This window comes from Actinoplanes sp. NPDC019969, assembly GCF_055562375.1.
The window spans coordinates 125,196-150,622 of record NZ_JBVHFK010000002.1; the positions used below are offsets into that span (position 1 = coordinate 125,196).

The 25,427-nt window shown below is 70.3% G+C and carries 13 protein-coding genes; 2 read left to right on the forward strand and 11 right to left on the reverse strand.

Annotated features, from left to right (window positions below; all coding sequences use genetic code 11):
• A complete protein-coding gene (gene xylA, locus ACZ3II_RS07175; RefSeq protein WP_465516734.1) occupies positions 1-1,188 on the reverse strand; it encodes a xylose isomerase in 1,188 nt (395 codons plus the stop codon).
• Between the two features lie 128 nt (positions 1,189-1,316).
• On the opposite strand from xylA, the gene ACZ3II_RS07180 reads away from it, so the two are divergent.
• Positions 1,317-2,609 (forward strand): ROK family protein, encoded by a 1,293-nt coding sequence (locus tag ACZ3II_RS07180; RefSeq protein WP_465516735.1) that lies wholly within the window; start codon positions 1,317-1,319, stop codon positions 2,607-2,609.
• Positions 2,610-2,968: 359 nt separating this feature from the next.
• Here the strand turns inward: ACZ3II_RS07180 and ACZ3II_RS07185 are convergent, their stop codons facing one another.
• The 3 genes from ACZ3II_RS07185 to ACZ3II_RS07195 form a co-directional block, all read right to left on the reverse strand.
• Complete coding sequence (locus tag ACZ3II_RS07185) at positions 2,969-4,684, reverse strand: substrate-binding domain-containing protein (RefSeq protein ID WP_465516736.1); 1,716 nt, start codon at positions 4,682-4,684, stop codon at positions 2,969-2,971.
• A gap of 254 nt (positions 4,685-4,938) precedes the next feature.
• Positions 4,939-5,991: a lactonase family protein gene (locus tag ACZ3II_RS07190; RefSeq protein WP_465516737.1), complete on the reverse strand. Its 1,053-nt coding sequence runs from the start codon at positions 5,989-5,991 to the stop codon at positions 4,939-4,941.
• Positions 5,992-6,089: 98 nt separating this feature from the next.
• On the reverse strand, positions 6,090-6,866 hold the full coding sequence (locus ACZ3II_RS07195; RefSeq protein WP_465516738.1) for a hypothetical protein: 777 nt from the start codon (positions 6,864-6,866) through the stop codon (positions 6,090-6,092).
• A gap of 169 nt (positions 6,867-7,035) precedes the next feature.
• Between ACZ3II_RS07195 and ACZ3II_RS07200 the strand changes: the two genes are divergently transcribed.
• Positions 7,036-8,688, forward strand: coding sequence for a BTAD domain-containing putative transcriptional regulator (locus ACZ3II_RS07200; protein ID WP_465516739.1), 1,653 nt, complete (start codon positions 7,036-7,038; stop codon positions 8,686-8,688).
• A 26-nt stretch (positions 8,689-8,714) separates the two neighbouring features.
• Here the strand turns inward: ACZ3II_RS07200 and ACZ3II_RS07205 are convergent, their stop codons facing one another.
• The 7 genes from ACZ3II_RS07205 to ACZ3II_RS07235 all read right to left on the reverse strand — a co-directional run bounded on the left by ACZ3II_RS07205 (position 8,715) and on the right by ACZ3II_RS07235 (position 25,153).
• Positions 8,715-9,155: an SUKH-3 domain-containing protein gene (locus tag ACZ3II_RS07205; protein ID WP_465516740.1), complete on the reverse strand. Its 441-nt coding sequence runs from the start codon at positions 9,153-9,155 to the stop codon at positions 8,715-8,717.
• Positions 9,156-9,167: 12 nt separating this feature from the next.
• The gene (locus tag ACZ3II_RS07210) at positions 9,168-20,264 is read right to left on the reverse strand and encodes a LamG-like jellyroll fold domain-containing protein (RefSeq protein WP_465516741.1); all 11,097 of its coding nucleotides are present in this window, start codon (positions 20,262-20,264) and stop codon (positions 9,168-9,170) included.
• A 135-nt stretch (positions 20,265-20,399) separates the two neighbouring features.
• A complete protein-coding gene (locus ACZ3II_RS07215; RefSeq protein WP_465516742.1) occupies positions 20,400-20,927 on the reverse strand; it encodes a type 1 periplasmic-binding domain-containing protein in 528 nt (175 codons plus the stop codon).
• 39 nt (positions 20,928-20,966) lie between these two features.
• Positions 20,967-21,563 carry a GTP-binding protein gene (locus tag ACZ3II_RS07220; RefSeq protein WP_465516743.1) on the reverse strand — a complete coding sequence of 199 codons (597 nt, stop codon included), beginning with the start codon at positions 21,561-21,563 and terminating at the stop codon, positions 20,967-20,969.
• Positions 21,544-21,855, reverse strand: a complete 312-nt coding sequence (locus ACZ3II_RS07225; protein WP_465517243.1) for a DUF742 domain-containing protein — start codon at positions 21,853-21,855, stop codon at positions 21,544-21,546. The genes ACZ3II_RS07220 and ACZ3II_RS07225 overlap by 20 nt, the downstream gene beginning before the upstream one ends.
• Before the next feature lie 67 nt (positions 21,856-21,922).
• Positions 21,923-22,342, reverse strand: coding sequence for a roadblock/LC7 domain-containing protein (locus tag ACZ3II_RS07230; RefSeq protein ID WP_043529826.1), 420 nt, complete (start codon positions 22,340-22,342; stop codon positions 21,923-21,925).
• Positions 22,343-25,153 carry a sensor histidine kinase gene (locus tag ACZ3II_RS07235; RefSeq protein WP_465516744.1) on the reverse strand — a complete coding sequence of 937 codons (2,811 nt, stop codon included), beginning with the start codon at positions 25,151-25,153 and terminating at the stop codon, positions 22,343-22,345.
• Positions 25,154-25,427: the final 274 nt, after the last annotated feature.

Sequence of the window (25,427 nt, forward strand, 5' to 3'; positions counted from 1 at the left end):
TCAGCGAGCCCCGAGGACGTGCTCGATCGCCAGCTGGTTCAGCTTGACGAAGTGGTAACCCTGGGCGCCGGCGGCGTCCGCGTCGTAGTCCTCGAAGGCGGACCGGTCGGCGAGCAGCTCGGTGTAGGACTCGCCCGGGTTCAGGGTCGGCTTGCTCAGCTCGGCGACCTTGGCGGCGGCGAGCGCCTCCTGGACCTCCGGGTCGGCCCGGAACGCCTTGGCGCGCTCCTTGAGCAGCAGGTACATCCGGATGTTGGCCTTGGCCGACTCCCAGACGCCGGTGTAGTCCTCGGTGCGCGACGGCTTGTAGTCGAAGTGCCGCGGGCCGTCGTAGGCCGGAGCGCCGTCGACGCCACCGTTCTCCAGCAGGTCGACCAGGGAGAACGCGCTGAGCAGGTCACCGTGGCCGAACACCAGGTCCTGGTCGTACTTCGGGCCGTGCTGGCCGTTCAGGTCGATGTGGAACAGCTTCTTGTGCCACAGCGCCTGGGCGATGCCCTGGGTGAAGTTCAGCCCGGCCATCTGCTCGTGGCCGACCTCGGGGTTGATGCCGAACAGCTCGGGACGCTCGAGCTCCTGGGTGAACGCGATGGCGTGGCCGGCGGTCGGGAGCAGGATGTCGCCGCGGGGCTCGTTGGGCTTCGGCTCGATGGCGAAGCGGAAGCCGTAGCCACGGTCCTCGGAGTACTGCGCGAGCAGGTTGAGGGCCTCACGGTAGCGGTCGAGGGCGGCCTGCACGTCCTTGGCCGAGTCGTACTCCGCGCCCTCGCGGCCGCCCCACAGCACCAGCGTCTTCGCGCCCAGTTCGGCGCCGAGGTCCATCTGGCGCAGCACCTTGCGCAGCGCGTAGCGCCGGACCGAACGGTCGTTGCTGGTGAAGCCGCCGTCCTTGAACACCGGGTGGGTGAACAGGTTGGTGGTGATCATCGGGACGATCAGGCCGGTCTCGTCGAGGGCCTTCTTGAAGCCGGCCACGATCCCGTCGCGGGTCGCCGCGTCGGCGCCGAACGGCACCAGGTCGTCGTCGTGGAACGTGATGCCGTAGGCGCCGACCTCGGCAAGCTTGTGAACGGCCTCCACCGGGTCGAGGGCCTCGCGGGTGGCGTCCCCGAACGGGTCACGGGCCTGCCACCCGACGGTCCAGAGACCGAAGGAGAACTTGTCGTCACGCGTGGGCTGGACGGACACGGGTTACCTCCCTGAAATTGTTTAGTGGTTGAATTATTTGGCTGGGGTATGGCACTGTCAAGGGCGTGTTGAGCCCCTCCACGACTCCGGTACGCCAGTCGAGCGTGCGGGCCCATAATCTCGCGCTGGTGCTGCACACTGTGGCGAACAGTGCGAATCACCCATCCCGGGCCGCTGTCGCCGCCGCCACCGGACTCACCCGCGCGACCGTTTCCGCCCTTGTCGACGATCTAGTGGCAGGCGGGCTCCTGGTCGAGGTCGACCCGCCACCACGCACCGGCGCCGGGCGGCCCGCGGTCGGCCTCACCCTCACCTCCGCCGGGCCCGCCGGGCTCGGGCTGGAGATCAACGTCGACTATCTGGCCGCCTGCGCGGTCGACCTGACCGGCACCGTCCGCCAGCGGTTCGTCGAGCACGCCGACCAGCGCCCCGCCGACCCGGGCCAGGCCCTCGCCACGCTGGGCCGGCTCGCGGCCCGCGCCCGGCTCGCCGCCGAAGCCGACGGGCTGATCGTGGCCGGCGCCGCGCTCGCCGTCCCGGGCCTCGTCGGCGACGACGGCCTGGTCCGGGTCGCCCCCAACCTGGGCTGGCAGGACGTGGACGCGATCGCCGCCCTGCGGGCCGTCCCGGAACTGGCCGACCTGCCGGTCACCGTCGACAACGAGGCCAACCTGGCCGCCCTCGGCGAACTCCGCGTCTCCGGCGGCGACCCCGCAGCGGGCCCGTCCCGGCCCGAGCCCGGAGCCGCCACGCCCGGCGCCCCGCCCGCCCACTCAGCCACACCCGGCGACTCGCCCTCGTCCGGCCACTCGCCCTCGTCCGGCCACTCCGCGATGCCCGGCGTCTCGACCACACCCGGCCACTTGTCCTCGTCAGGCCACTCGATCACGCCCGTCCGCGCCGCCACGCCCGCCCACTCGACCACGCCCACCCACGGGAAGGAACGTTCGTTCCTGTATGTCTCCGGCGAGGTCGGCATCGGCGCCGGGCTGGTCATCGACGGGGAGCTGTATCGCGGGGTGCGCGGGTGGAGCGGTGAGATCGGGCACGTCACGGTCTATCCGGACGGGCGGGAATGCCGATGCGGATCACGCGGGTGCCTGGAGCAGTACGCGGGACAGGAAGCTCTTGCCGACGACGTTCCGCTCGCCGCGGCGGCGCTCGGGATCGCGCTGTCCGCGGTCGTGAACCTGCTCGACGTGCCGGTGATCGTGCTCGGTGGGGCGTACGCGCCGATCTTCGGGTCCCTGCGGGACGGCATCGAGAGCGAGCTGCGGCGGCGGGTGCTGACCGCGGGGCTCGCGCCGGTGACGTTGCGGGCGGCGGCGCTCGGGGCGGACGCGGCGATGCGGGGCGCGGCGGACACGGTGATCCGCGGGGTCCGCGAGGATCCGGCGGCCTGGCTGCGCGCCCGCGGCTGACGGTCACGGCCGGCGTGTGGAGTACGGGCGCGTATGGCGGCCGAAACCAACACGCTGAAGCGGACGAGCCGGCGTGTGGAGTACGGGCGCGTATGGCGGCCGAACTCAACACGCTGAAGCGGACGAGCCGGCGTGTGGAGTACGGGCGCGCATGACGGCCGAAACCAACACGCTGGTTGACCGGCGCCCGGGCTGAGAGACGGGGGCTGTGCGGGCCTTTTGCGGGGAGTAGGGCGCGCGAGGGGCGTACCGCGAAGGGAAAAGGGTCAAGCGGTAGGCGGGGGGATACCGCGACCAGGGAAAGGCGGCGGCCGCCGCCCCGAGGGGACGACGGCCGCGTGGTGCCTGGTGCCGGGTGGTTACTGGACGCCGGTACGGGAGCCGATCGCCTGGGCGAAGATGCTCGTGATCTTGGTCGGGTCCTCGGCGATGAAGACGCCGACGTTCCTCGGGTCGACCGACTGGATCGCCTTCAGCTCTTCCTTGCTGACCTCGTTGCCGATGCCGATCAGGATGATCCGGACCGGCTTGGTCGCGTCCAGCTGCTTCTTGAACTGGGACAGGAACTGCGGCTGGGTCAGGCCACCGGTGAACGAGTTCTCGCCGTCGGTGAAGAGGATGACCGAGTTGATCTTCGCGGGGGACCAGCCCTTGAGGACGTGCTTGTGGGCGGCGAGCAGGGTGTTGTAGAGACCGGTGCCGCCGTCCTCCTTCGGGGTCAGGTCGCCGATCGACGCCTCGAGCCGGGGGCGCGAGTTGCTCAGCGAACTGATCTCCACGAGGCTCTTGTAGGGCAGCGAGCCGTCCTCCTCGGTGGAGAACCGCCACACGCCGACCGACCACTTCTCGCTGAACAACCCCAGACCGGTCCGGGCCGCGGCCTGGGTGACCTGGGCACGCGTCTTGTTCTGGGCGGTGGGCACCGGCTTCAGCATCGAGCCGGACGTGTCGAAGACGGTGAGGGCCCGGCCGGGGGTGGTGATGGCGATCCAGCTGCCGACCACCGCGCTCAGGGCCGCGCCGGAGTCCGCGCCGGCCGCCGTGCCGCCGTTCGCCGACTTGGTCGAGGTGGGGGTGACCGCCGGGGAGGCCGCCGGGGCGCCCATCGGGGCGGCGAAGCTGGCGCCGTACGTGCCGTCCGGAGCCCGCAGGCCGGCGGCGGCGAGCACGTCCTTGGAGTCAGCGGCGAGGAGCCGCTCCAGCAGGCCCTTCGCGGCGGCGGACTTCTGCGAGTCGACCACCTGCGGCATCACCGTGAACGGGTAGTCCAGCGGCGCCGGGGCGGGGTCCAGGTAGATCGCGCTGAGCTTCACGGCCGGACGCTCGCCGTTGTACGCCACGACGTCCTGCTCGGAGATCGGCGCGAGGCTCACCGAGTCGGGGCTGCCGATCTCGGTGACCGCCTTCGGGAAGCCGGCCATCAGCTCGTCACGCAGGGCGAACTTGTTCTCCGCGAGGAGCGTCAGCGCCTGCGTCTTGGCCTGCACCGCGGCCTGCGAGCCGTTGCCCACCGACTTGCTGATCGCCAGCAGGCTGCCCAGGCCGGTGGAGTCGACGGTCGGGTTCATGATGCCGACCGTCATCGGCTCCTTGGACTGGAAGTTCTCCATCAGCGCGGTCCAGCTGACCTTGCTGTTCGGCCAGCCCAGCTTCTTCTCCGCGAGCGGCTCGGGAGCGGCCAGGACCAGCGGGCTCTGCGCCACCGAGGTCACGGTGCTCGGCAGGAAGCCGGCCGCCTCGGTCTGCAGGCGCTGCAGCCAGGTCGCCGAGTCCGGCAGCCAGACGTCGGGGACCTGCACCGCGTCGGGCGCGTTGTTCAGCCCGACGAGGCCGACGGAGTGGTCACGGGCGACCGCCCCGGCAATGGTCGACGAGGTCTCCTTGGAGACGGAGACGGCGACGCACGTGCCGTCGACCGCCGCGCCGTCCTGACGCCACTTCGCGGCGACAGTCTCGACAGCAGGGGCGATCTCGGGGGAGGCGGCGACGGTCAGGGTCACCGAGCCGGTGCAAGCGGAGTCGGAGAGTTGCTGATAACCGACGTACGTCCCCGCGATGACGACGACTAACGCCATCGCACCTCCGACGACGCTCGCTCCCTTGGAGTTGAAGTTTCTACGATGGCGGCCAGACACGCGATCTATAGTGCGCATGTCCGAAGCTGAATGCCATATACGTTCGGACGAAAATTACTCAGATTGGCGTTTCCCGATCTAGATAACACAGAGCGTGATGACGCCGTCTCGATCGGTATCAAGATTGACCTGCGGCGCGCCAGTTTTGGTGTGCTTCGTGACCGACGCGCCACAGTGTCCGATCTTCGCTTCTGTCAGATCATCGGCGGATTCCAGCGGAGCAGGCACGTCGGTGTCGGCTCGCCTGTCGGATCCCCTTGCGGGGCGGGAATTCCGGTCTCCCGGTCGATACGGAAAACGGTCACGTTGTGTGAGCGTTGATTGGTTACGTAGAGGTGATCCCCGAGCAGGACCATGTGCCTCGGCCACACCCCGCCGGTGGGCACCTCGGCGATCAGCGTGGCGCTCTCGCCGTCCCAGGCGAACACCGAGACGGTGTCCGGGCCGCGGTTCGCCACATAGACGAACCGGCCGTCCCGGCCCATCACGATCTCCGACGGGTAGACCTGGCCCGCCGAGGTGCTCGACGGCGTCTCACCGATCTGCTCCAGCGCCGGGCCACCGGCCGGGCGGAACCATCCCAGGTTCCCGGAGAGCTCCCCGACGAGCAGCAGCGCACCGTCCGACGACCGCAGCAGATGGCGCGGCCCGGTGCCCGGCCGCGCCTCGACGGCGACGTCCGGCAGGCCGAGACGTCCCGTGTTCGGGTCCAGCCGGGACCGCCACACCCGGTCCGATCCCAGGTCGGAGATCAGCACGTCGGCGCCGTTGCGCTCCGGGACCACCTGGTGGGCGTGCGGACCGGCCTGACGCTCCGCGTCCGGGCCCTTGCCGGACAGGGTGAGCAGATCGGAACGGTCACCCGGCGCCCCGTCCGAGTCGAGCGGGTGCACCGACACCGACCCGCTGGAATAGTTCGCCACGACCAGGTGCCGGCCGTCGGGGGTGACGGCCAGGTGGGCCGGGTCCGACCCGCCGGTCGGGCGCACCGTCCGGGGGATCAGCGAGCAGTCGGGAGCCACCGAGAAGGCGGAGACGGTGCCCTGATCCAGTTCGTTCACCGCGTACAGGACCGGAAGGGTGGGGTGCTGGGCCAGGAACGAGGGCGAGGGGGTACGGGCGGCCAGGCCCAGCCGGGTCAGATCCCCGGTCGCCGGATCACGCCGCAACAGCGTGATGCCGTCCCCATCACCTCCCTTGTCCCCGGTGTAGCAACCGACGAAGACGTACTCATGGCTCGAACCCATAGTGCGATCCCACCACAGAACCGCCGGTTCGCACGGCAGCACAGCACGACGGCATCGCGGGCCCCCGTGCTCCCCACGATGCCGCCGGCTCCCCCGGGTCAGCTGTTGAACATCTCGTAGACCGCTGCCGGGGCCGCCACGCCGTCGGCCGGAGCCGTCAGGGCCGGGGTGCTGCCGTACTTGTCGTAGACCACCTCGTAGGTCGCGGCCTTCGCCTTGCCCGCCGCCGGGATCTTGACGAGGGCCTTCGCGACCCGGCCCTGGGAGTCCAGATTCACTTCCAGCGGTACGGTCTTCGCCTTCTCCCCCAGCGCGGTCAGCGTCGCCGTGTCCACGATCTCCGCCTCCGTCGACTGCGTGAGATCGGTGGTGCCGGCGTACGCGTTCGGGCCGGTCTCCTTCAGGTCCGCGGCGGCCAGCAGCAGGCTGCTGACGTAACCCGGGTCCGACTTACCGGTGAACTGGAGGTCCTTGGCCAGTTCCGCGGGCAGCTTCGCCTTGTTCAGCTTCATCCAGCTCTTCGGCAGCTTCGGGAGCGCCGCACCGGCCGGCGCGCCACTGAACCCGATCTTCGTCCAGGAGTCGTCGCCGACCACCAGGAACGTCATCGACATGGTGAAACCGTCCGGGTCCTTGTCGGCGAACGCGGCCGTGGTCGCCTTGTTCGGCCCGTCCACCACGCCGGAGAACGGCTGCACGCCACCTTTGACCGTGTAATGGAACGCCGGTGTGCCCGGGGTCGGCACCCCCTCCGCGAGCTTGGCCGAGACCGAGATGGTCTGCGCGGTCTCCCGGACCGCCTCGGCCGTTCCGCAGGCGGCCAGCGTCACGCCGGCGAGCATCAGTACACCCAGGGTCTTCATTCGTACGTTCATCGCTTCGTCTTCCTTCACGGGGCTTCCGTCATGGGCCTTCGCTGCTTCCGTGACCAGAGCCTCCGGTAGACCGCTGCCGATACGCTGCGGCTATGCTGCGGTCGGCTGCGGTTCCGCTGCCGCCGTCACTGCCATCGGAGAAACTGCTGGTCAACAGGGGGTGTGCGGGGTGACGGAGCGCCCGGCTGCCGACCCACCTCGGTTCGAGATGCTCGGCGCCGTGCGGGCCTTCCGGAGCGGACGGCAGCTCGATCTGGGCCCGGCGAAACAGCGCGCCGTCCTCGCCGTCCTGCTGCTGCATCCCGGCAAGCCGGTCCCGACCCACCGCATCGTCGACGCCGTCTGGGGCGACGAGCCGCCGGAGAACGGGGCCAACGTCGTCCAGAAGTACGTCGCCGGCCTGCGCCGCGTCCTCGACCCGGATCGGTCGCCGCGCACCCCCGGCGAGTTGCTGGCCCTCACCGACGGCGGCTACCTCCTGCGAGCCGGTTCCCTCGACGTCGAGGACTTCCGCAACGGGCTGGCCCGCGCCGACACGTCCCGCCGGGCCGGCCGCCTGGAAGAGGCCGCCACGATGGCCCGGGCCGCCCTCGACCTGTGGCAGGGTGACGCGCTCGGCGGGCTGAACGGGCCGGTCTTCGAGGCCGCCCGCAACCGCCTGACCGAGGAGCACGCCAGCGCCTGGGAGCTGTGGGCGGAGATCGAGCTGTCCCGCGGTGGGTTCTCCGGCCTGGTGTCGGAACTGTCCCACCTGGTGGAGGAATATCCGCTCCGGGAGGGTCTGCGGGCGCAGCAGATGATCGCGCTCTATCGCAGCGGGCGGCAGGCGGAGGCGCTGGCGGCGTTCCGGGACGCCCGCGAGTTCTTCCTGGACGAGCTGGGCGCGGAACCGGGCGAGCGCCTTCAGGAGATCCACCGCCGCATCCTGCGCAACGAACCTCTGGACGACGGCCCGGTCCCCGTCGCCGCGCCGCCTTCCTCGCCCCCGCCTCCTCCGGATGATCCGGTGCCGGCCGTCGTGCCGGCGCCTCCGTCCGTTTCGCAAGGATGGCCGGGCGGGGCGCCTCAGCCGGTCACGCCCGGATGGCCCACCGGGTACGCCGTGCCGATGGGACCGCCGGTCTCACCCGGCGCTGCTCCGCACGGTTGGCCCACCGGGGTACTGCCCGGGGAGCTGCTCGCTCCACGCCGGGAGCGGATCCGCTGGCTCGCGGTGCTCCTCGCCGCGGTTCTGCCGGTGGCGACCTGCACGTCCGGCGCGTGGCTGTACTTCGCGTGGGAGGCGGTCCAGCGGCGCTCCGGCCGGCACTGGGCCATCGCCGCCGGATACCTGGGCACCTTCGTGCTGGCGTTCACCCTGATCGTCACCGACCCGGCGCCGGAAGGCTCCATCGAGTCCACCGCCCAGGGCGCCCTCGGGGTCTTCCTGGGACTACTGCTCCTGGTCACGTCCTCGGTGCACGGCGCGCTCCTGGCCGCCCACCCCGGCGACACCGTGGACGCCCGCGCCCGCCGCGACCTGGCCCGGCGCTTCGCCACGATCGACCCGTCAGGCGCCCGGCAGTCCGGCATCGGCCGCCCCGACCTGCTGCGCCTCTTCGACGACGGCGGCCTGATCGACCTGAACCACGCTCCGCTCCGGGAGATCGCCCGGCTCCCGGGCGTCACCCCGTACGAGGCGCACCGCATCGTCTCCGACCGCTACGAGACCGGCCCCTACGTTGCCCCGGACGATCTGGTCCGCCGCGGCCTGCTCCGGGCGAAGACCTTCCGCCGCCTCTCCCCCTGGCTGATCTGCGTCGGCCCCGGATCGCCGCCCTAGGCGAGGATCGGCCGGACGGAATCCGGCTAGAAGAAGGTCTTGTCCCAGTCGTCTTCCAGCAATGCACGAAGACTGGCTTCAAACCCGTTCCCGACCCGTTGCAGGCCGGCATCACCGCCGAACAGGATGTCGCCGTTGTCCGCGAGCAGCAGACGCTCTTCTGTCGAGAACGCCATCCCCACCGGGAACACCTGACGGCCCAGCTGCCGCGAATAGTTCCCGATGTTACGCGGGTTGGCATCGAGCGCATCCTCGATCGTCGTGCTCAACGAGGTCTCGCCGCCGACGACGGCGAGCCATGTCACGACGACTTCGCTGTAGTTCTCGATGAACTCGTACAACACCGGCGGCACCGAATAGCCTTCCGCCTCGAATCTGCGGCATGCGCCAGGCACGTCGACATCTCCGACATGCAGGCTGATGAGTGACGGGATGCCACTCATCGATTCAGCAAGGTTCAACCTCATCCGTCCTGTCCCTCAGCCAGTGAGGACGTCGCGTACGACGCCGGGCACCCAACTCGCGCAGTTCTGGCACATCTTGAACTTCTTGCCCTTCGGATTCAACGTGATGATGTCCAGGTTCCCGGGCTGCGACCCACCCTGGATGGCGTTCGTGCACATCCGGGGCTCGGCACAGACCTCCGGCGGCCGATTGTTCGGCATCAACGACGTACCGGGCAGCGCGGCGCTGATAGACGGGTCAAGGTTCTGGCCAGAGCCGCTCTCACCGTAGTGAACACGTCCGTTGGTCCGGTCCCGTCCGACGCTGAAGGCTCCAGGCGCGTTGGCGCCAGGGGCCAAGCCGGCGTTGACCTGGTTGATCCGCTCCCTGCCGAGATCAGTCAAGTCTTTGCGGACGTCGTCGTCGGAGAGGTGCCGGCCGACGTAGTCGTAGTTGCGGCTGGCGACGTCGTCCGACCGGTGCCGGCCGCAGTACGCGCGGTTGTTGTTGTGGACCAGGACCGGCTCGGTGCCGGCGAGGACGTAGTAGGTGTGGAGGTCGTCGACCGTCAGGTCGTCCATCCACTTGAGGCCGGTCCAGATCTTGATCGCGGTGACGGTCTGGGTGGTCTCGCCGTCGGCGCTGCGGAGCTTGTCGCCTTCCTTCAGGTCGGCGGCGTCGGTCCACTCCTTCTTCTCGGCGTTCCAGAAGGGGTGGTTGGCGGTCGTCTTCAGGGTCGAGGACTTGCCGGTCTTCTCGTCCGTGACGGTCACGTCGGTCAGGTCGGTGTCCTGGTGGTGGTGCTTGACGCTGACCGGCTTGCCGGTGGTCTCGCCGGTCTTCGGGTCGGTGGCCAGGACCTCGTCGCCGAGGCCGACGTCGCTGATCGCCTTGGTGGAGCCGTTCGCCATCAGCACCGGGGTGGCCGGGTCGAAGCTGTGGCACCGGGCGGCGCCGCCGGTGACCGCGCCGATCGCGGCGCCCGTCGCGGCGGCCTGGGCGGTCTGGGACCAGTTGACCCGGCCGGTGGTGGCGAACTGCTCGGCGGCGTCGGAGACACCGCCGGACACACCGCCGCCGACCGCGCCGGCCGAGGCCCGGCCGAGCAGGCCCGCGCCGAGCTTGCACGCCACGAAGCCGGCCGCCTTGCCGCCGATCGCCGAGCCCAGGCCACCGGTCAGGGCGCCGATGGTGCCGCTGATGGCTCCGGTGAGCAGGGACTTCCCGAGATCGCCGACGCTGTGGATCTCGCCGAGCATGGCGTCCTTGGCCACGTTGATGGCGATGCCGGCGAGGACGCCGCCGACCGGGCCGAGGGTGGCCACCGCGACGACCGTGGCCACCACGGCGACCGCGGTGATGATCGTCTTCTTGTGCTTGGCGACGAACTTGACGACCTTCTTGTGGGCGTCCTTGACCTTGTTGTAGGTCTTCACCACCGCGCGGATCGTGCGCTGTTTCAGCGCGTGACCCTTGCGTTCGACCTCTTTCTTCTTGGCGTTCTGCTTGCGCTGGTGGTAGTTCTGCTTCTTGGTCGCCTTCTTACGGCCCTTGTCCGCCCACTTGGCGACCTTCTTGTAGCCGTAGTGCTTGGCGACCCGCGACACCGTGGAGTACGCCTTGGCCTTGGCCTTGTAGTAGTACTTGGCGCCGGCGGAGTAGGCGTAGGAGGCGTAGCTCCGCGCGTACGAGAAGGCCTGCGACGAGTACGAGCTGACCGAGCGGCTGACGCTCTGGACCTTGGACACGCCCTTGTTCCAGGCGCTGCTGATACCGGATCCGACCGAACTCCAGAAGCCCTTGTGCCCGGACGGGTCGGTGACGGTCATCGGGTTGCCGTCGCCGTACTGGTAGCGGTTGGCGTTGATCGAGTCCGGGGCCGGGCTGTTGGACCAGGTGTCCCGGCTGTCGAACTGCCCAGTGCCGGTGTTGTACCAGCGGGCGGCCATGTTGACCCGGCCGGTCGACGTGTCCGTCCACTCCGACTGGTAGCCGAGGCTGCCGAGCATGCCGGTGGACGTCTTCACCGCGCCGAGCGGGTCGTAGACCGTCGAGCCGGTCAGGGCCGTTCCGGTGGCGGTGAACTGGCCGACGATGTCGTCGTGCAGGTCGGTCCAGACCAGCCGGTTGCTGCCGCCGGCGACGGTGCCGACGACGGCCTGGCCCGGGTCGCGGACATAGGTCGCGGTGGTGTCGGCGGCCAGGTCGTTGCCGGTGCCGGTGTACGAGTGACCCGCCTGCAGGGCACGTCCCAGGGCGTCGTACTCGTACGTCTTGGCCGCGCTGTTGCTGCCGTAGGTCTGCCGGATCGTCTGGTCGAACGCGTCCGCCGTGGTGGTCTGCACCCCGGCCGGCGAGGCGACAGTGCCGAGGGTGCCCCGGGCGCTGTAGGTGTAGGTGACCCCGGTGGTGTCGGAGACTAGGCGGTTGCGGGCGTCGTACGTGTACGTGGTCGAGCCGTTGCTCGTGCGGTTGCCCGACTCGTCGTACGTGTACCCGATCTTGGTGCTGCCGTTGTTCCACGAGGTCAGACGGTCCGCGTGGTCGTACTCGTAGATGTTGGCGATCGTGGTGTTCGTGCCGAAGTTGGTGGTCGTCTTCGACGTCTCGTTGCTGTTGGCGTCCCAGGTGTACCCGATCTTCGCGATCGGCGTGCCGGCCGGGGCCTTCAGCTCGTCGCTGAGCAGGCGGCTCATGCCGTCGTACGCGAAGTTCCGGGTGTTGCCGGTCTGCCCGTAGGTGATCTTCTTGACGGCCGAGTTCTCGTTGTACTCGTACGTCAGGTCGGTCCCGGCGCCGGCGTTGACCAGCGTCTTCATCCGGCCCGCGGTGTCGTAGCCGAAGCTGGTGACCCCGGCCGCGTCGGTCCGCTTGGCGAGCTGGCCGTCACCGGTGTACTCGAAGGACGAGTTCCCGGACGGGCCGGTGATCGACAGGGCCAGGCCGCGGTCGTCGTAGGTGAGCTTGTTCTCGGTTGCCGTGGTGGCGAACGACGTCACCCGGCCGGCCAGGTCGTAGCCGAACTTCCGGGTGGCGGTCGCCGCCTCGGCGCCGGCGCCGGACTGCTCCTTGAGCCGGCCCATGTCGTCGTACGCGAAGGTCTGGGTGACCCCGCCGGGCAGCCGGGCGCTGACCGCGCGGCCGGCCGCGTCGTAGGTGGTGGTGTAGGTGCGGTCGGCGTTCGCCCCGTACGCGGCCGTGGCCGGCTCGATCGACGACTCCGCCAGGCCCCACGCGTTGTACGTCGTCCAGAACGCGTTCTTGCGCCCGTCGGTGAACCGGGTCCGGTTGCCGTTGAGGTCGTAACCGAACGTCGTGGTGATCGCCTTGCCGGCCTCGGTCGGCTGCTGCTCGGAGATCAGCATGCCGGACGCGTCGTAGGTGTACGAGGTGACGTAGCCACGCCCGTCGGTGCTCTTCAGCACCCGTCCCGCCGCGTCGTACGTCTGCGTGGTCCGGGTCAGGAACGCCCCGCCGCCGGCCGGGTAGGCGGCGCTCGCGGCCAGGCGCGACAGCATGTCGTACGCCGCGGTCTGGTACGAGCCGTCCGGGTTGGTCACCTTCACCGTCCGGCCGAGGCCGTCGTACTCGGTGCGAGTGACCTGGTTGGCGCCGTCGGTGCTGGTCAGGGGCTCGCCGAGGTTGTTGTAGGTGACGCTCTGGGTGACGCCGTCCGGCGACTTCACCGAGGCGAGACGGCCGCTGGCCTCGTACGTGTACCGGGTGGTGTGGGCCTTCCCGGTCTGCCGCACGGCCTGGGTGGTGGTCTCGCGGCGGCCCATGAAGTCGTAGGTCGTCGCGGCGACCGCGCCGGTCGGATCGGTGACCGTCAGCGGCAGGCCGGACCGGTCGTGGACCGCGGTGGTGACGCCACCGTCCGGGGCGACCGTCCTGGCGAGGTTGCCGAGCTGGTCGTAGGTGTAGCTGGTGACGTTGCCGAGCGCGTCGGTCGAGGTCGTGGTCTGGCCGAGGGTGTCGTACTCGGCCTTGGTGACCGGCGTGATCTTCGCACCGCCGGGCGTCTCGTACTCCGCGCCGCGGGTCTCGTAGACACGGCCGGCCCGGTCGTAGACGTTGACGGTCCGGTTGCCGTTGGCGTCGACGCTCTCGGTCTGCCCGCCGAACGTGTCGTATCCGATGTAGGTGACCGGGCGTGCCGTCACCGACGTGACGACCAGGTCCTTGTCGATCTTCTCGGCGGTGATCGCCGGCCCGGTGCTGACCGCCGGCCGCTCCGCCTCGTCGTAGACGACGTCGGTGATGTCACCCAGCTCGTTGATGCTGCGGGTGACCAGGCCACTCTCGTCGGTGACGGACGCCGTCCGGGCGACCGTGCCGGTGGACGGCACGGTGCCCCCGTAGATGCCCGAGACCTGGCTCGCCGTGAGCGCCCGCTGGTAGGCCTGCACATCGGCGACCTGGCCGGGCCACGCGTCGGCGTTGCCGCCCCACTTGCCGCCGCCGATCACGAACGGTCCGCTGGTCGGCATCGACGTCGTCGTGGTGCTGCCCTGGGCGGCGCCGTTGACGTACAGGGTGACGGTCTTGGCGGCCGCGTCGAAGACCGCGCTCAGGTGGGTCCAGGTGTTGAGCGCCGGCGCCGCGGTGGAGTCGACGGTGTACGACTCGGTGGAGCTCTTGCTGACCAGCATCCGCCAGCGGTCGTTGCCGGAGCCGTAGCCGAGCAGGAACGCGCTGCGGACCGGGCCGTCCTGGGAGACGGCAGCCCGGTTTCCGGACTTGCCGGTCAGGTAGACCCAGGCGGAGACGGTGTACGAGCGGGCCGTGTCCAGCACCGGCGCGGCGGTGGCGATCCGGGACGTGTTGGCGCCGGTGAACGCCGCGCTGCCGGTCCGGCCGGCGGGTGCGGTCGCCGACCAGGTCATGTCGGCCGCGGTGCCCCGGCTGTTGCCGGCGGTGTCGGCGACGGTCGTGCCCGCGGTCTGGTCGAGCTTCCACCGGCCGACCGGCGTGGTGGCCGGGTCGCCGTTGTACTCGGTCTCGGCGAGCATCCGGCCTTCGGTGTCGTACGCGAAGTCGGTGATCTCCAGCGCGCTGCCGGCGCCCTTGGCCTGGCTGGTGCTGACGATGTTGTCGTCGGCGGACAGCTCGTTGGTGAGGACCCGGTTCTCGCCGGCCGGGTCCAGGATCGTCCTGATCTGGCGGCCGGCGTTGTCGTACTGGAACTCGGTGCGGCTGGTGCCGTTCGCGGTCACCTGCACGGTCAGGTTGCCGTCACCGTCGTACTCGTTGCGTTCCTGCAGGAAGCTGCCGGCGCCGTCGGTGACGGTGACCGTGGCGGTCAGTCCGTTGTCGGTGTACGTGTACGCGGTGGTGCGGCCCATCGCGTCGGTGGTGCTCGCCAGCCGGCCCGCCGGGTCGTACTTGTTGGCCTCGGTGACCAGGTCGACCGGGTCGGACGGGTCGTTCGGGTCGCCGGTCCAGCCCTTCATCGTCTCGGAGAGGACGTTGTCCTCCGCGTCGGTGACGAACTCGGTGACCCCGCCGTCGGCGTCGGTCTCGGTGACGACCTGGCCGTACGCGTTGTAGGTGAAGCTCGTCCTCCGGCCGACCGCGTCGGTGATCGACTCACGCTGGCCGAAGGTGTTGTAGGTGACCGTCTGGGTGCGGGTCACGTCGCCGCCGCTGACGTCGGCGACGCTCTGCGACGTCATGTTGCCGTCGGCGTCGTAGACGTTGGTGGCCTGCAGGGTGTGCTTGACGCTGGTGACCCGGTTGGTGACCGGCGGGTCGGTCTGAGTCAGCACCCGGCCTTCGGCGTCGTAGCTGTACGACGTGGTCCGCCCCGCCGGGAACGTCGACGTCACCACGGTCTCGGTCAGCTTCCGGCCGAGCCTGTCGTAGGTGTACCGGGTGATCTCACCGGCCGGGGTCACGGTCTCCGCGAGATCGCCGTTGGCGAAGTACTTGACGGTCTGTACGCCGCCGGCGGCGTTGACCACCTTGACCGGCAGGCCGGCCGGAGCGAACCCGGAGTCGGCCGCCGCGACGGTCGTGCCGTCGGAGTACGTCGTGGTGGTGGTCCGGCCCAGCGGGTCGGTGCTGCCGAGCGGGTTGCCCTTGGTGTCGTAGCTGAACGTGGTCCGGTACCGGGTGTCGGACTTGTCGGTGGAACGGCCGTCCAGGCTGGCGGTCATCACGTCGTTGCGCGGGTCGACCACGCTCGCGGTGTTCAGGAAGTACTCGAAGTACGTGCTGGAGCACTTGTTCGCGGACTGGTCCTGGCAGGTGATCTGCTGGACCGTGTTGCCGCGCTGATCCTGGACGGTCTGCGTGCGCGTGCCGTTCGGGTCGTAGACGAGGCTGTCGAAACCGCCGGTGTCGTACCCGTACCGGGTCACGTTGCCGAGGGCGTCGGTCTCCGCGACCGGACGGTTGTTGATCAGGTCGTACGCGTACGAGATCGTCTTGCCGCCCGGGTCGGTGACGGTGACCGTCTTGACCGGCATGGTGATGTTCTTGACCGTGGTGTCCACCGTGGTCACCGCGACCGGCACGGCCTGCTTGCTGGCCGCGAACTGCGCGTCGACCTGCTCCGCGGTCAGCTCGCCGGCGTAGAACGCGGCCTCGGCCAGCGAACCGGCGAAGTACGAGGTGGTGTTCGCGGCCAGGCCGGACCAGCCGCTGCCGGTGTGACCGGCGCCGAGGTACGCGAACGGCTGCGGGCCCGGGTTGAACGCCACCGAGGTCGGGCTCGACGTGGCCTTCACGCCGTCGACGTACAGGGTCTGGGTGGTGCCGCTGGAGGCGAGCACCGCCGAGTGCCACTTGCCGTCGTTGACCGCGGCGGCCGACACCAGCGACATCGTCCACTTCTGCGGCCCGCTGCCGTTGCAGGTGTAGATCTGCAACTGGGTGCCGTTGGTGGTGGAGCCGCCCGGGTTGTCCAGGCACTTGCCGGAGTTCGGGTTGCGCAGGCCGCCGTTGTGCTGCTCCCACACCTGCGCGACCGAGTTGTTGCAGGTGTAGAGCTGGACCAGGGTGCCGTTGGCGGTGCCGGAGCCCTTGATGTCGAGGCACTTGCCGTACGAGCGGACCGAGCCGTCGGCGTTCAGCGTCCAGTTCTGCGGCAGGGTGTTGTTGCAGCCCCACGCCTGGATCTTGGTGCCGTCCGGGACCGCGCCGTTCGACACGTCCATGCACATGTTCGCCGCGCCGTTGCGCAGCGGGCCGCTCGGCGTGGCCGACGGGGCGAGGCCGCGGAGCCTGCCGTCCGCGCTGATCCACAGGCTGGGCAGGCCCGGCGCGGTGGTCTCGCCGAGCGCGCCGGCCTGCGAGCCGAGGATCACCTGGCCGGTCGCGGTGGTCTTGAACCAGACACCGGCCGACGAGGCCCCGGAACGGGTGACGCTCGGCGGCAGGGCGACGCTGGAGGAGGTTCCGTTGAACAGGCCCGCGGTGGAGTCGGCGAACGGGCCGGTGTCGCCGACCGTGACGGTGCTGTAGGTGGCGGTGTCACCGGCGACCTCGTTGACCGCGTCGGTGGTGTCCCGGTCCAGCTCACCGAGCCGCCAGTAGTTCAGCGGCTTGCCGCCGAGCACCGAGGCGACATAGACGTCACTGCTGCCCGCGATGGCCGGGGCGCCCATCGTCCAGACGCCGCCGTCGGCGTCGGTGACCGAGGTGACCTGGCCGGTCACGTTGCTGACCGCGACCTGGGCCTGGTACCGGCCGGCCGGGCTCTTGACGTAGCGGATCGCCGAGTTGGAGTTCCGGGCGACCCAGTGCGCGTTCTCGACGTCGGCCTTGGTCAGCGTCTTGGTGTAGAACGCGACGTCGGAGATCGAGCCGTTGAAGAAGCGGGCCGGGGCTGTCGTGGCGCCGGTGTCCGCGTGGTCCGGCCAGCCGCCGCCGATGAAGCCGGCGCCGATGTACTCGTACGCCGCGCCGCTGGTCTGGAAGAGGCCGATGGCGCCGCCGAGGGTGGCGTTCTGCACGCCGTCGACGTACATCGTCTGGGTGCTGCCGGCGCCGGAGACGACGACGTGGTGCCAGTTGCCGTCGGTGACGGTGGCGAGCGACTTCATCGGGCTGACGCCGCCCTGCCAGAACTGGCCGCGCAGGTAACCGTTCTTGTCCACGTACAGCGCAGGGGTGTAGTTGCTCGTCGTGGTGCCGTTGGTGATCGGCGATCCGCTGTAGCTGAACAGCACGCCGTTGGGGGTGGACGTCTTGAACCACATGCTCAGCGACTGGTACGACCCGTCGTTGACCAGCTTGCCGGGAAGCTGCACATAGGACGAGGCGCCGTTGAACCCGGCCGTGGTCGCGCCCGAGTCGACCAGCGAGGGGGCGCCACCGAGGGTGACGTCCCGGTAGGTGCCGTTGTCCACGCCCGCGTTGGTCAGCACGCTGCTCACCGCGGACTGGCCGGACGCCTCGTTGAGCCGCCAGTACGAGTACGGGTTCAGGTTGAGCGTCGTGTTGGCGTACTGGTTGTTCCAGTTCGCCCAGTTGTAGATGGTGCACGCGGTGGTGGTGCCCGGCGGGCAGACCGAGGTGAGCCGGTCGTAGGTGCCGTAGCTGTAGGTCCAGGTGTAGCCGGTCCCGCCAGCGGCCGGGGCGTCGGTAGTCACCGAGGCGACGTGCGCCGCGCCGACCGTCTGGCTCGCCGCGGTCGTCCAGGTCAGCGTGAGCTTGCGGCCGGCGGCGCTGGTCACCGTCGAGATCAGGTCGGTGGTGCTGTCGTACGCGAAGGTCAGCGCCCGCCCGTTCGCGTCGATGATCTGCGTGATCCGGTAGACGCCGCTGCCGCTCGTGGTCCGGTTGAAGACGTACTGCGTGGCGTCCTTGTCGGTCAGCGTGTAACCGGAGGCCGTCTTGGTGAAGATCGCGTACCGGCCGGTCGGCGGGGTGAAGGTGCCGTCGGCGTTGCGGCCGAACGCCACCTCGGCGCCGGTCGGGTACGTGATGACGACGGTCTCGGCCCGCTCGGTCGCCTTGGTGTCGAGGATGCTCGACCAGCCCTGGCCGAACGCGCCGGACCGGCGGGTGTCCAGGCTGTTGTAGTTGCGGGAGATCTCCAGCGCCGGGCCCGGGCCGGGGATCTGGACGTCGGACGCCGAAGTGGTGTAGTTGCCGTTGTTCGGGTCGTAACCGACACCCTGGTTCTGGGTCAGGTCCGAGGTGACACGCGGCTGAGGGACGGTGGTGGCGAACGCGTACGCCACCGACTCGGCCGACGTGCCGACCTTGTCGCCGACCTTGATCGTGTAGAGGTACGTGGTGTTCCAGGCCAGCTTCCCGGCCGGCACCTGCCAGGCCGGCGTGGTCAGCGCGCCGGAGCTGACGACCGCGGTCCCGGCGGTGTTGTAGACGGTGTACGTGTAGGTCAGGCCCTTCGCCGGGTACGCGTCCGGGTCGTGCGCGCGGGACACCAGCTGCGGGGTGAGGGTCTCGACGATCTGGTTGTTCGCCGGGTACCGGGTGTCGACCTGCGGGGTGACGTTCCCGGTGTAGGTCAGGCTCAGCTGCGGCTTGTACGCGCCCGACGAGTAGTTCGCGGCGGTGAACCGCTTCCAGGCGTTCGAGTCGGTGACCGAGGAGACCAGGGCGAGACCGAGGTTGCTGCCGCCGGACGACCAGTCGTTGAAGGTGGCGACGTTCAGCGGGACCGTGACCCACTTGCCGACACTGCGGTTCGCGCCGGTGTTGGTGCAGGCGCTGCCGGGGTCGGTGACCGTCAGCGTGCCGATCGGGTCGGTGCTGATGTCGGTGCCCGGGTACGCCGTGGTGCTCAGGTTCGCGACGGTCCAGGCCTTGCTCGCCGTGTGCACGGCGAAGGGCCGGTCGACGGTGCAGGAGTACTGCCAGGTCAGGTACAGCTTCAGGCTGGCCGCGGTGATCCGCTTGCCGGTCAGCCCGTCGGTGTCGAACTCGTCGAAGTGGATGAACGACCGGGCCTTCGTGGTGCCCGCGTCGTAGGTGCCGACCGGCAGGTTGTCGCCGTTCTGGTCGCTGGCGGAGGTGTCCTTGTCGTTGTCGACGTAGACGTCACCGGTCGCCCCGGTGGTGACCGTCGGGTCGACGCGCACCGGGTAGACGCGGGCCGGGTCGTCCAGCCAGGCGCGGTCCGCGACCACCCGCAGCGCGGGCGCGCCGTTCAGCGTGGTCAGCGACATCGCGACCGCGCCGGACCGGGTCATGTCACCGGACCGCGGGTCGAACCTGGAGTCGGTCATCGACCCGGTCGGGAACAGCGCCTGCACCTTGCCGGCGGCGTCGATCAGCTCGATCGAACCCTCCGCGGTCTGGCGCGGGGTGAGCCCGTCGAGACGCAGCGGGAAGACCCACTCGTTGCCGGCGGCCGGCGAGTCGAGGATCATCGTCTCCTTCACCCCGTCGGTGAAGGTCTGCAGTTCGAGGGCCGTGCCGGGAAGGATCTCCGGGTAGACCGCGGTGGTGCCGTCGATGCGGGGCGTCACCGCGGCGGCGCCGTCCAGGTCGTAGGCGACGGTCTGCCCGGACGGCAGCGTCATCGACACCAGCGGGCCGGCCTTGGCGGGCGCCGGGGGCGCGACCGAGGGAGCGGCGGCGGCCGAGGGAGTCGCGGCGGCCGGGGTCGCCTCGCCCAGCGACACGTTCAGCGAGTTCGCCCGCATCTTCCAGCGCTGCCCGGAACGGACCAGGGCCGGGTCGATGGCCTGCCAGCTGCCGTCCGCGGCACGGTAGTTGGTCCGGCCCGCGGTGTGGACCCGCGTCACCGAGCCGTCCGCGTTGGCGAACTGGTTCATGCTCGCCGCGGACGCCCCGGCCTGCCGCTTGCTCGTCGAGGAGACGTAGCCGCGCTGGTCCGGGTCGGTAACCGCCGGGGCGGTCGACGGGTCGTACGGCCGGTACCCGTCGAGCCCACCGGCGACCTTGGCCGGCACCCGGCCGGTCCCGCCGTTCGCGGTGGTCTTCGACGCCGGGACGTACCCGCCACGGCCCGGGTCGCGCCGCTCCTGCACGGGCAGACCGGTCACCGCCGCCCAGGCCCGCGCCAGGGTGAACTGGTCGGTTAGCCACCCCAGGGGGAAGCTGCCGTCGTTCGGCACCGCGCCGGGAGGAACGGCGACGGACAGTCCGAAGACGATGGCCGTGAAAACGGCACAGCGCCGCCACCAAGACATCGGAATTTCACTCCCCGTGCAGAACGCAGATGGGCACGGAGAGTGTCGATGTTTAAGATCATCGAAGTCAATAGAAACTGCCAGGAAATCCACAGCGGATACTGCGCGTCCCGGCTTGACGGCCGCGCCGTCCGCTCACCCGCCGGCGGTCAGCCGATCCGCGACGGCGTCCGTCACACCCACCGCGTCCACCCGGGAGACATTGCCGGCCCCGGGATCGTCACCACCGACGACCAGGAAACGCTGATCCGGATGGGCGGCCGCCAGCTCACGCACCGCCGCGTCGGCGATGCCCGGCGCGGCCAGAATCACCGAGCACCGGCCCAGCAACAGCGTGCCCACGAACGTCTTCGCGTTCTCCACGGTCTGCTCGCCGGTCACCTCGAGATAGCGGGCCTGGCCGCGGGTCCGCTCGGACGCCGCCTGCATCCCGGCCCACACCGGCGCCGCCCGCTCCCCCGCCACCCCCTGGCCGTCGGTCAGCAGGCAGGCGGTCACGTCCCGGTACTCCCGGGCCCGCGGCTCCACCTCGGCCTCCGGCCACAGCGCCCAGACCAGGAACCCCGCGGCGAGCAGTCCCACCAGGCCCCCGGCGACGGCCCGCGTCCGTCTCCGGTCCTTCAGCGATCCACGCAGCCGCTCATCGATACGTCCACCCAGCACGCGGCAGAGCGTAACCGCCCTGTCCAGACCCGCCCGCCGTCAACGGCTGGCGGCCGCCGCCATCTGCCGCCGGGCGACGTACTCCACCAGCTCGATCAGCACGTTCCGGGCGGACGACTGGTCCCGGGCGTCGAACAGCACCACCGGCACCCCGGGATCCAGGTCGAGGGCCCGGGCCACCGCCTCCGGCGCGAACCGGTGCTCGGTGTCGAAACAGTTCACCGCCACCACGAACGGGGTGCCCCGCTGCTCGAAGTAGTCGATCGACGGGAAGCAGTCGGCCAGCCGCCGGGTGTCGGCCAGCACCACCGCCCCGAGCGCGCCCTGCGACAGCTCGTCCCACAGGAACCAGAAACGGTCCTGCCCCGGCGTGCCGAACAGGTAGAGCTGCAGGTCCTCGGTGATGGTGATCCGGCCGAAGTCCATGGTCACCGTCGTGGTGGTCTTGCCCTCCACCCCGGAGACGTCGTCCGCGCCCTCCGCCCCGGTGAGAACCTCTTCGGTCTGCAACGGGCGGATCTCACTGACCGAGCCGACCATGGTGGTCTTGCCCGCGCCGAACCCACCGGCGATCAGGATCTTCAGAGCGACGGGGATGCGCGACGAGCCATTGCGGTCAGAGCGCACGGAGTCCATTGACAACCGCCTTGAGTACGTCGACGTCGTGCGGCTGCGTGGCAGCCGGGGGTTCGTACAGCGAGATGAGACCCGCTGAGCGTAGATCACCGAGGAACACCCGGACCACGCCGATCGACAGGTCGAGCTGGGAGGCCAGCTCGACCACCGAGATCGGCTCCCAGGCGGTCGCCACGATGGCATGGTGCTCCGGTTGCAGCTGCTGCCCCGGCGGCAGATCCGGCACGGTCGCCACGACGAAGGCGACCAGGTCGAAATCGCAGTCCGCCGGAGCGACCCGCCCCTGGGTCATCGCGTACGGGCGGACCACCGGGCCGGCGTCGTGGTCGAGCCAGTCGTGCGGGGTCACACGCGGCTGCTCAGAAGACGTCGGACGGTGTCAGCACCGACCGTTCCGGGGCGGCCATGGTCTGACCGACCCGGGTCACCAGCATGGCCATCTCGTAGGCGATCAGGCCCAGATCGGCGTCGGCGGAGGCGAGCACGGCCAGACAGGCGCCCTGCCCGGCGGCGGTGACGAAGAGGAAGGCCTCCTCCATCTCCACCACCGTCTGGCGTACCTGCCCGGCGCCGAAATGCCGGCTCGCCCCCTTGGCCAGGCTCTGGAAACCGGCCGCCATCGCCGAGAGGTGCTCCGCGTCCTCCCGGGCCAGCCCGGCCGATGCGCCGAGCATCAGCCCGTCGGCCGACAGCACCACCGCCTGCTGCGCGGTCGGCACCCTCTCGATCAGATCGTCGAGGAGCCAGGTGAGATTCGCGCTCTGCTTCGTCTGTGCCACTTATGCGTCCTTCTCCAGCAAGAGGTTCTCCCCGGGACCTTCGGCGTGGTCGCCGTCCACGCCGGCCTCCGGCCCGGATTCTGCTTTCTCCCCGCTCGCCTTCTCCCCGCTTGTGGCGGGCAGCGCGAGAGCCGGGAAACTGACGGTAGCCGCATCGTCGGACGTCACCGCGGCAGGCCCCACGGCGTGTCCCGTGTCCTCACGGGCTGCCGCGACGCGGCCACGCCGGGTACCCGACTGGAGGGCGCTCATCAGACTGCGAGCCTGTTCGGGGGTACGGGCGGGAGCGCTCGGCTCCGGCTCCACCACCGGCTTGCGCAGCTGCGGCGCCAGGTTCGCCTGCCGCACCCGCCGGGGCAGGCCGTCCTCCCCGGCCGCCGGCGCCTCGGTGGCCTCCACCGATGGCATCTCAGCGGGCACGGGCTCGACCGGCAGGGCCTGGGTCACCGGCTCGTCGGCCGCCGGAACCTCGACCACCGGTTCCTCGACCGCGGGCGCCGAGTTGCGCGGCACCGCGCGGGGCGCGACCGGCAGGCCCGCCGCCAGCTTGTCCAGCATCGACAGGTCGACCGTCCGGTCCGGGTCGGTGAACACCGCCGGGTCCGTGCCGTTCGCCGGTTTCGGCAGCGTGGGCTTGCGCACCCGCCGCCGCTGCACCAGACCCTCGGCGCTCAGCTCCGCCGCGACGATGCTCGGCGCCGGGCCGGTGATCTCGGGAGCCTGGCGTTGCGGGCCGGCCGGCAGCGCCACACCGTTGGACCGCCCGTTCACGATCACGCCGTTGATGGTCCCCGGCGCCGCGTCGTCCGGAGCCGTCCGGTGGCCCGGCGCGGTGATCTGGCGCAGCTCGCCGCTGCCCTGCCACTGCAGTGCCGCCAGCGAGTCGCGGGACGGGTCGTCCGTGCCGGTGCCGAGCAGCGGGCCGCTCTCCGGGCCGGTCGCCACCAGCTCGCCCGGGACCAGCACCACCGCGGTGACCCCGCCGTAGGCGGAGGCACGCAGCGACACCTTGATGTGGTGCCGGTGGGCGAGCTGGGACACCACGAACAGGCCGAGCCGGGCGCTGTCCGCCGGGTCGAAGTCCGGCGGCTCGCTCAGCCGGCGGTTCTGGTGCTCGATCGCCTCCGGCGTCATGCCGAGACCCCGGTCCTCGATCTCGACCGCGTAGCCGTTCGGCAGCACCTGGCCGCTGACCTGCACCCGAGTGTGCGGCGGGGAGAACGACGCCGCGTTCTCGATCAGCTCGGCGAGCAGGTGGATCACGTCACCGACGGCCCGGCCGACCAGAGCGGACGTGGCCACCGCGCGGATGTCGACGCGCTTGTAGTCCTCCACCTCGCTGATCGCGCCACGGATCACGTCGATCACCGGGACCGGGTTGCGCCAGCCTCGCCCGGGCGCCGCGCCGGCCAGAATGACCAGATCCTCGGCGTGCCGCCGCATACGGGTGGCCAGGTGGTCGACCCGGTAGAGGTCCTCCAGCTCCTGCGGCCCGGTCTCCCGGCGCTCCATCTTGTCGAGCAGGGACAGCTGACGGTGCAACAGCGTCTGGCTGCGCCGGGCGATGTTGAGGAACACCTCGTTGATGCCGCGCCGGACGTCGGCCTCGTCGACGGCGGACTGCACCGCTGTCCGCTGCACGTCGTTGAAAGCCCGGCCGAGCTGGCCGATCTCGTCCTGGCCGTACTCCAGCGGCGGCGTCTCCACGTCGACGTCGACGCTCTCGCCGCGCTGCAGCCGCCGGACCACCGACGGCAGCCGCTCCGAGGCCAGCTCCAGGGCGTCGCGCCGCAGCCGGATCAGCCGGCCGACGAGCGAGCGGCCGAGCCGCACCGAGACGTAGATCGACAGGCCCAGCGCGGCCAGCCCGAGCAGGGCGGCGGCGATCAGGCGGGCGATGATGTCGATGGCCAGCGGGGTGGCGTCCTCGGCGATCTCGTCGACCACCCGCTCACCGAAGGACTGCAGCTCACCGGCCACATAGTCGTACGTGGACTGCCACTCCACCCCGGCCAGCGGCGGCGGCCCGTTGACGTAGCTGGTGGTGAGCAGTTTGTTCTTCAGCTCATCGAGCTTGATGAAGCTGGAGTTCGTGATCAGCTTCGCGTAGTCGCCCTGGGACTCCTCCGGCATGTCGGCGACACCGGACGCGATCAGGTAGTCGGCCGCGCCGATGCACGCGATCAGCTCCCGCCGGGTCTGGGCGTCGATCCGGCCCTCGGCGGTCGCACCGCCCAGCAGCGCGTCGATCCGGCTCAGGTACTCCAGGCCACGGAAGGCGGCGATCAGGCCACGGGTCTCCCGGTCCACCCGCTCGTGGAAGAAGACCGCCGCGGTCCGGGACACCTCGAACGCGCTGTCGATGATCCGGCTGAAGTCCTGGACCGAGTCGTAGTAGCCGACGTCCCGCTTGTCGACCTGCTGCCGGATCCCGGGCAGCTCGGCGTCGATCAGCCGGAGCAGCTCGGCGACCCGGGCCTGGACGTCATCGTTCGCGTCGGCGCCGGCCGCGGCCATCCGGAACTGGGCGATGATCTGGTCGGTGGCGCCGCGCTCGCGGGCCAGTTCGGTGCGCGCCGGGCGTACCGCGCTCTCGTAGATCGCCGAGAAGTGCCGCTCGCGCTGCAACTGCGAGATCAGCCGCAGGCCCGGCTCGCCGAGCTTGACCACGGCGTCGCGCGCCTCGAGCAGGTTGAGGGCGGGACCGGCGGTCACCGTGGTCGCGAAGAGCCAGAGCGCGAGCAGCGCCGACAGCGGCACCGCGACCATCGCGATGATCTTCGCACGGATCGACCAGTTACGGCTTCTCATCAAGCTCCGCCCGAGGGGTTCGGCAGCAAACGATCAGCGGCTCCGCCGGCGCTGCCGACCGCGCGGAGGGGACGACCAGCACGCCGGTGGCAAGCGCTGGCGGAAGAATACGTAATGAAGTACGTCTCAGCTAGCACCCGGCCTCGCCTGATCCGGCTCCTCCCTCCTGTTTGTCCAGCCAGAACGGCCCGCGATCTTTTTCCGAAGATCGCCGGGCGGCCGGACCGGGCCGGCGGCCGCGCTGTCCGGTTCACACCCTGCCGCGCCTATTTCG

Bases quoted from the DNA above. Each gene is read 5' to 3' on its own strand.
- ACZ3II_RS07185 (WP_465516736.1), bottom strand. From the start codon at position 4,684: ATGGCGTTAGTCGTCGTCATCGCGGGGACGTACGTCGGTTATCAGCAA.
- ACZ3II_RS07190 (WP_465516737.1), bottom strand. From the start codon at position 5,991: ATGGGTTCGAGCCATGAGTACGTCTTCGTCGGTTGCTACACCGGGGAC.
- ACZ3II_RS07195 (WP_465516738.1), bottom strand. From the start codon at position 6,866: ATGAACGTACGAATGAAGACCCTGGGTGTACTGATGCTCGCCGGCGTG.
- ACZ3II_RS07205 (WP_465516740.1), bottom strand. From the start codon at position 9,155: ATGAGGTTGAACCTTGCTGAATCGATGAGTGGCATCCCGTCACTCATC.
- ACZ3II_RS07210 (WP_465516741.1), bottom strand. From the start codon at position 20,264: ATGTCTTGGTGGCGGCGCTGTGCCGTTTTCACGGCCATCGTCTTCGGA.
- ACZ3II_RS07220 (WP_465516743.1), bottom strand. From the start codon at position 21,563: ATGGACTCCGTGCGCTCTGACCGCAATGGCTCGTCGCGCATCCCCGTC.
- ACZ3II_RS07225 (WP_465517243.1), bottom strand. From the start codon at position 21,855: ATGACCCAGGGGCGGGTCGCTCCGGCGGACTGCGATTTCGACCTGGTC.
- ACZ3II_RS07235 (WP_465516744.1), bottom strand. From the start codon at position 25,153: ATGAGAAGCCGTAACTGGTCGATCCGTGCGAAGATCATCGCGATGGTC.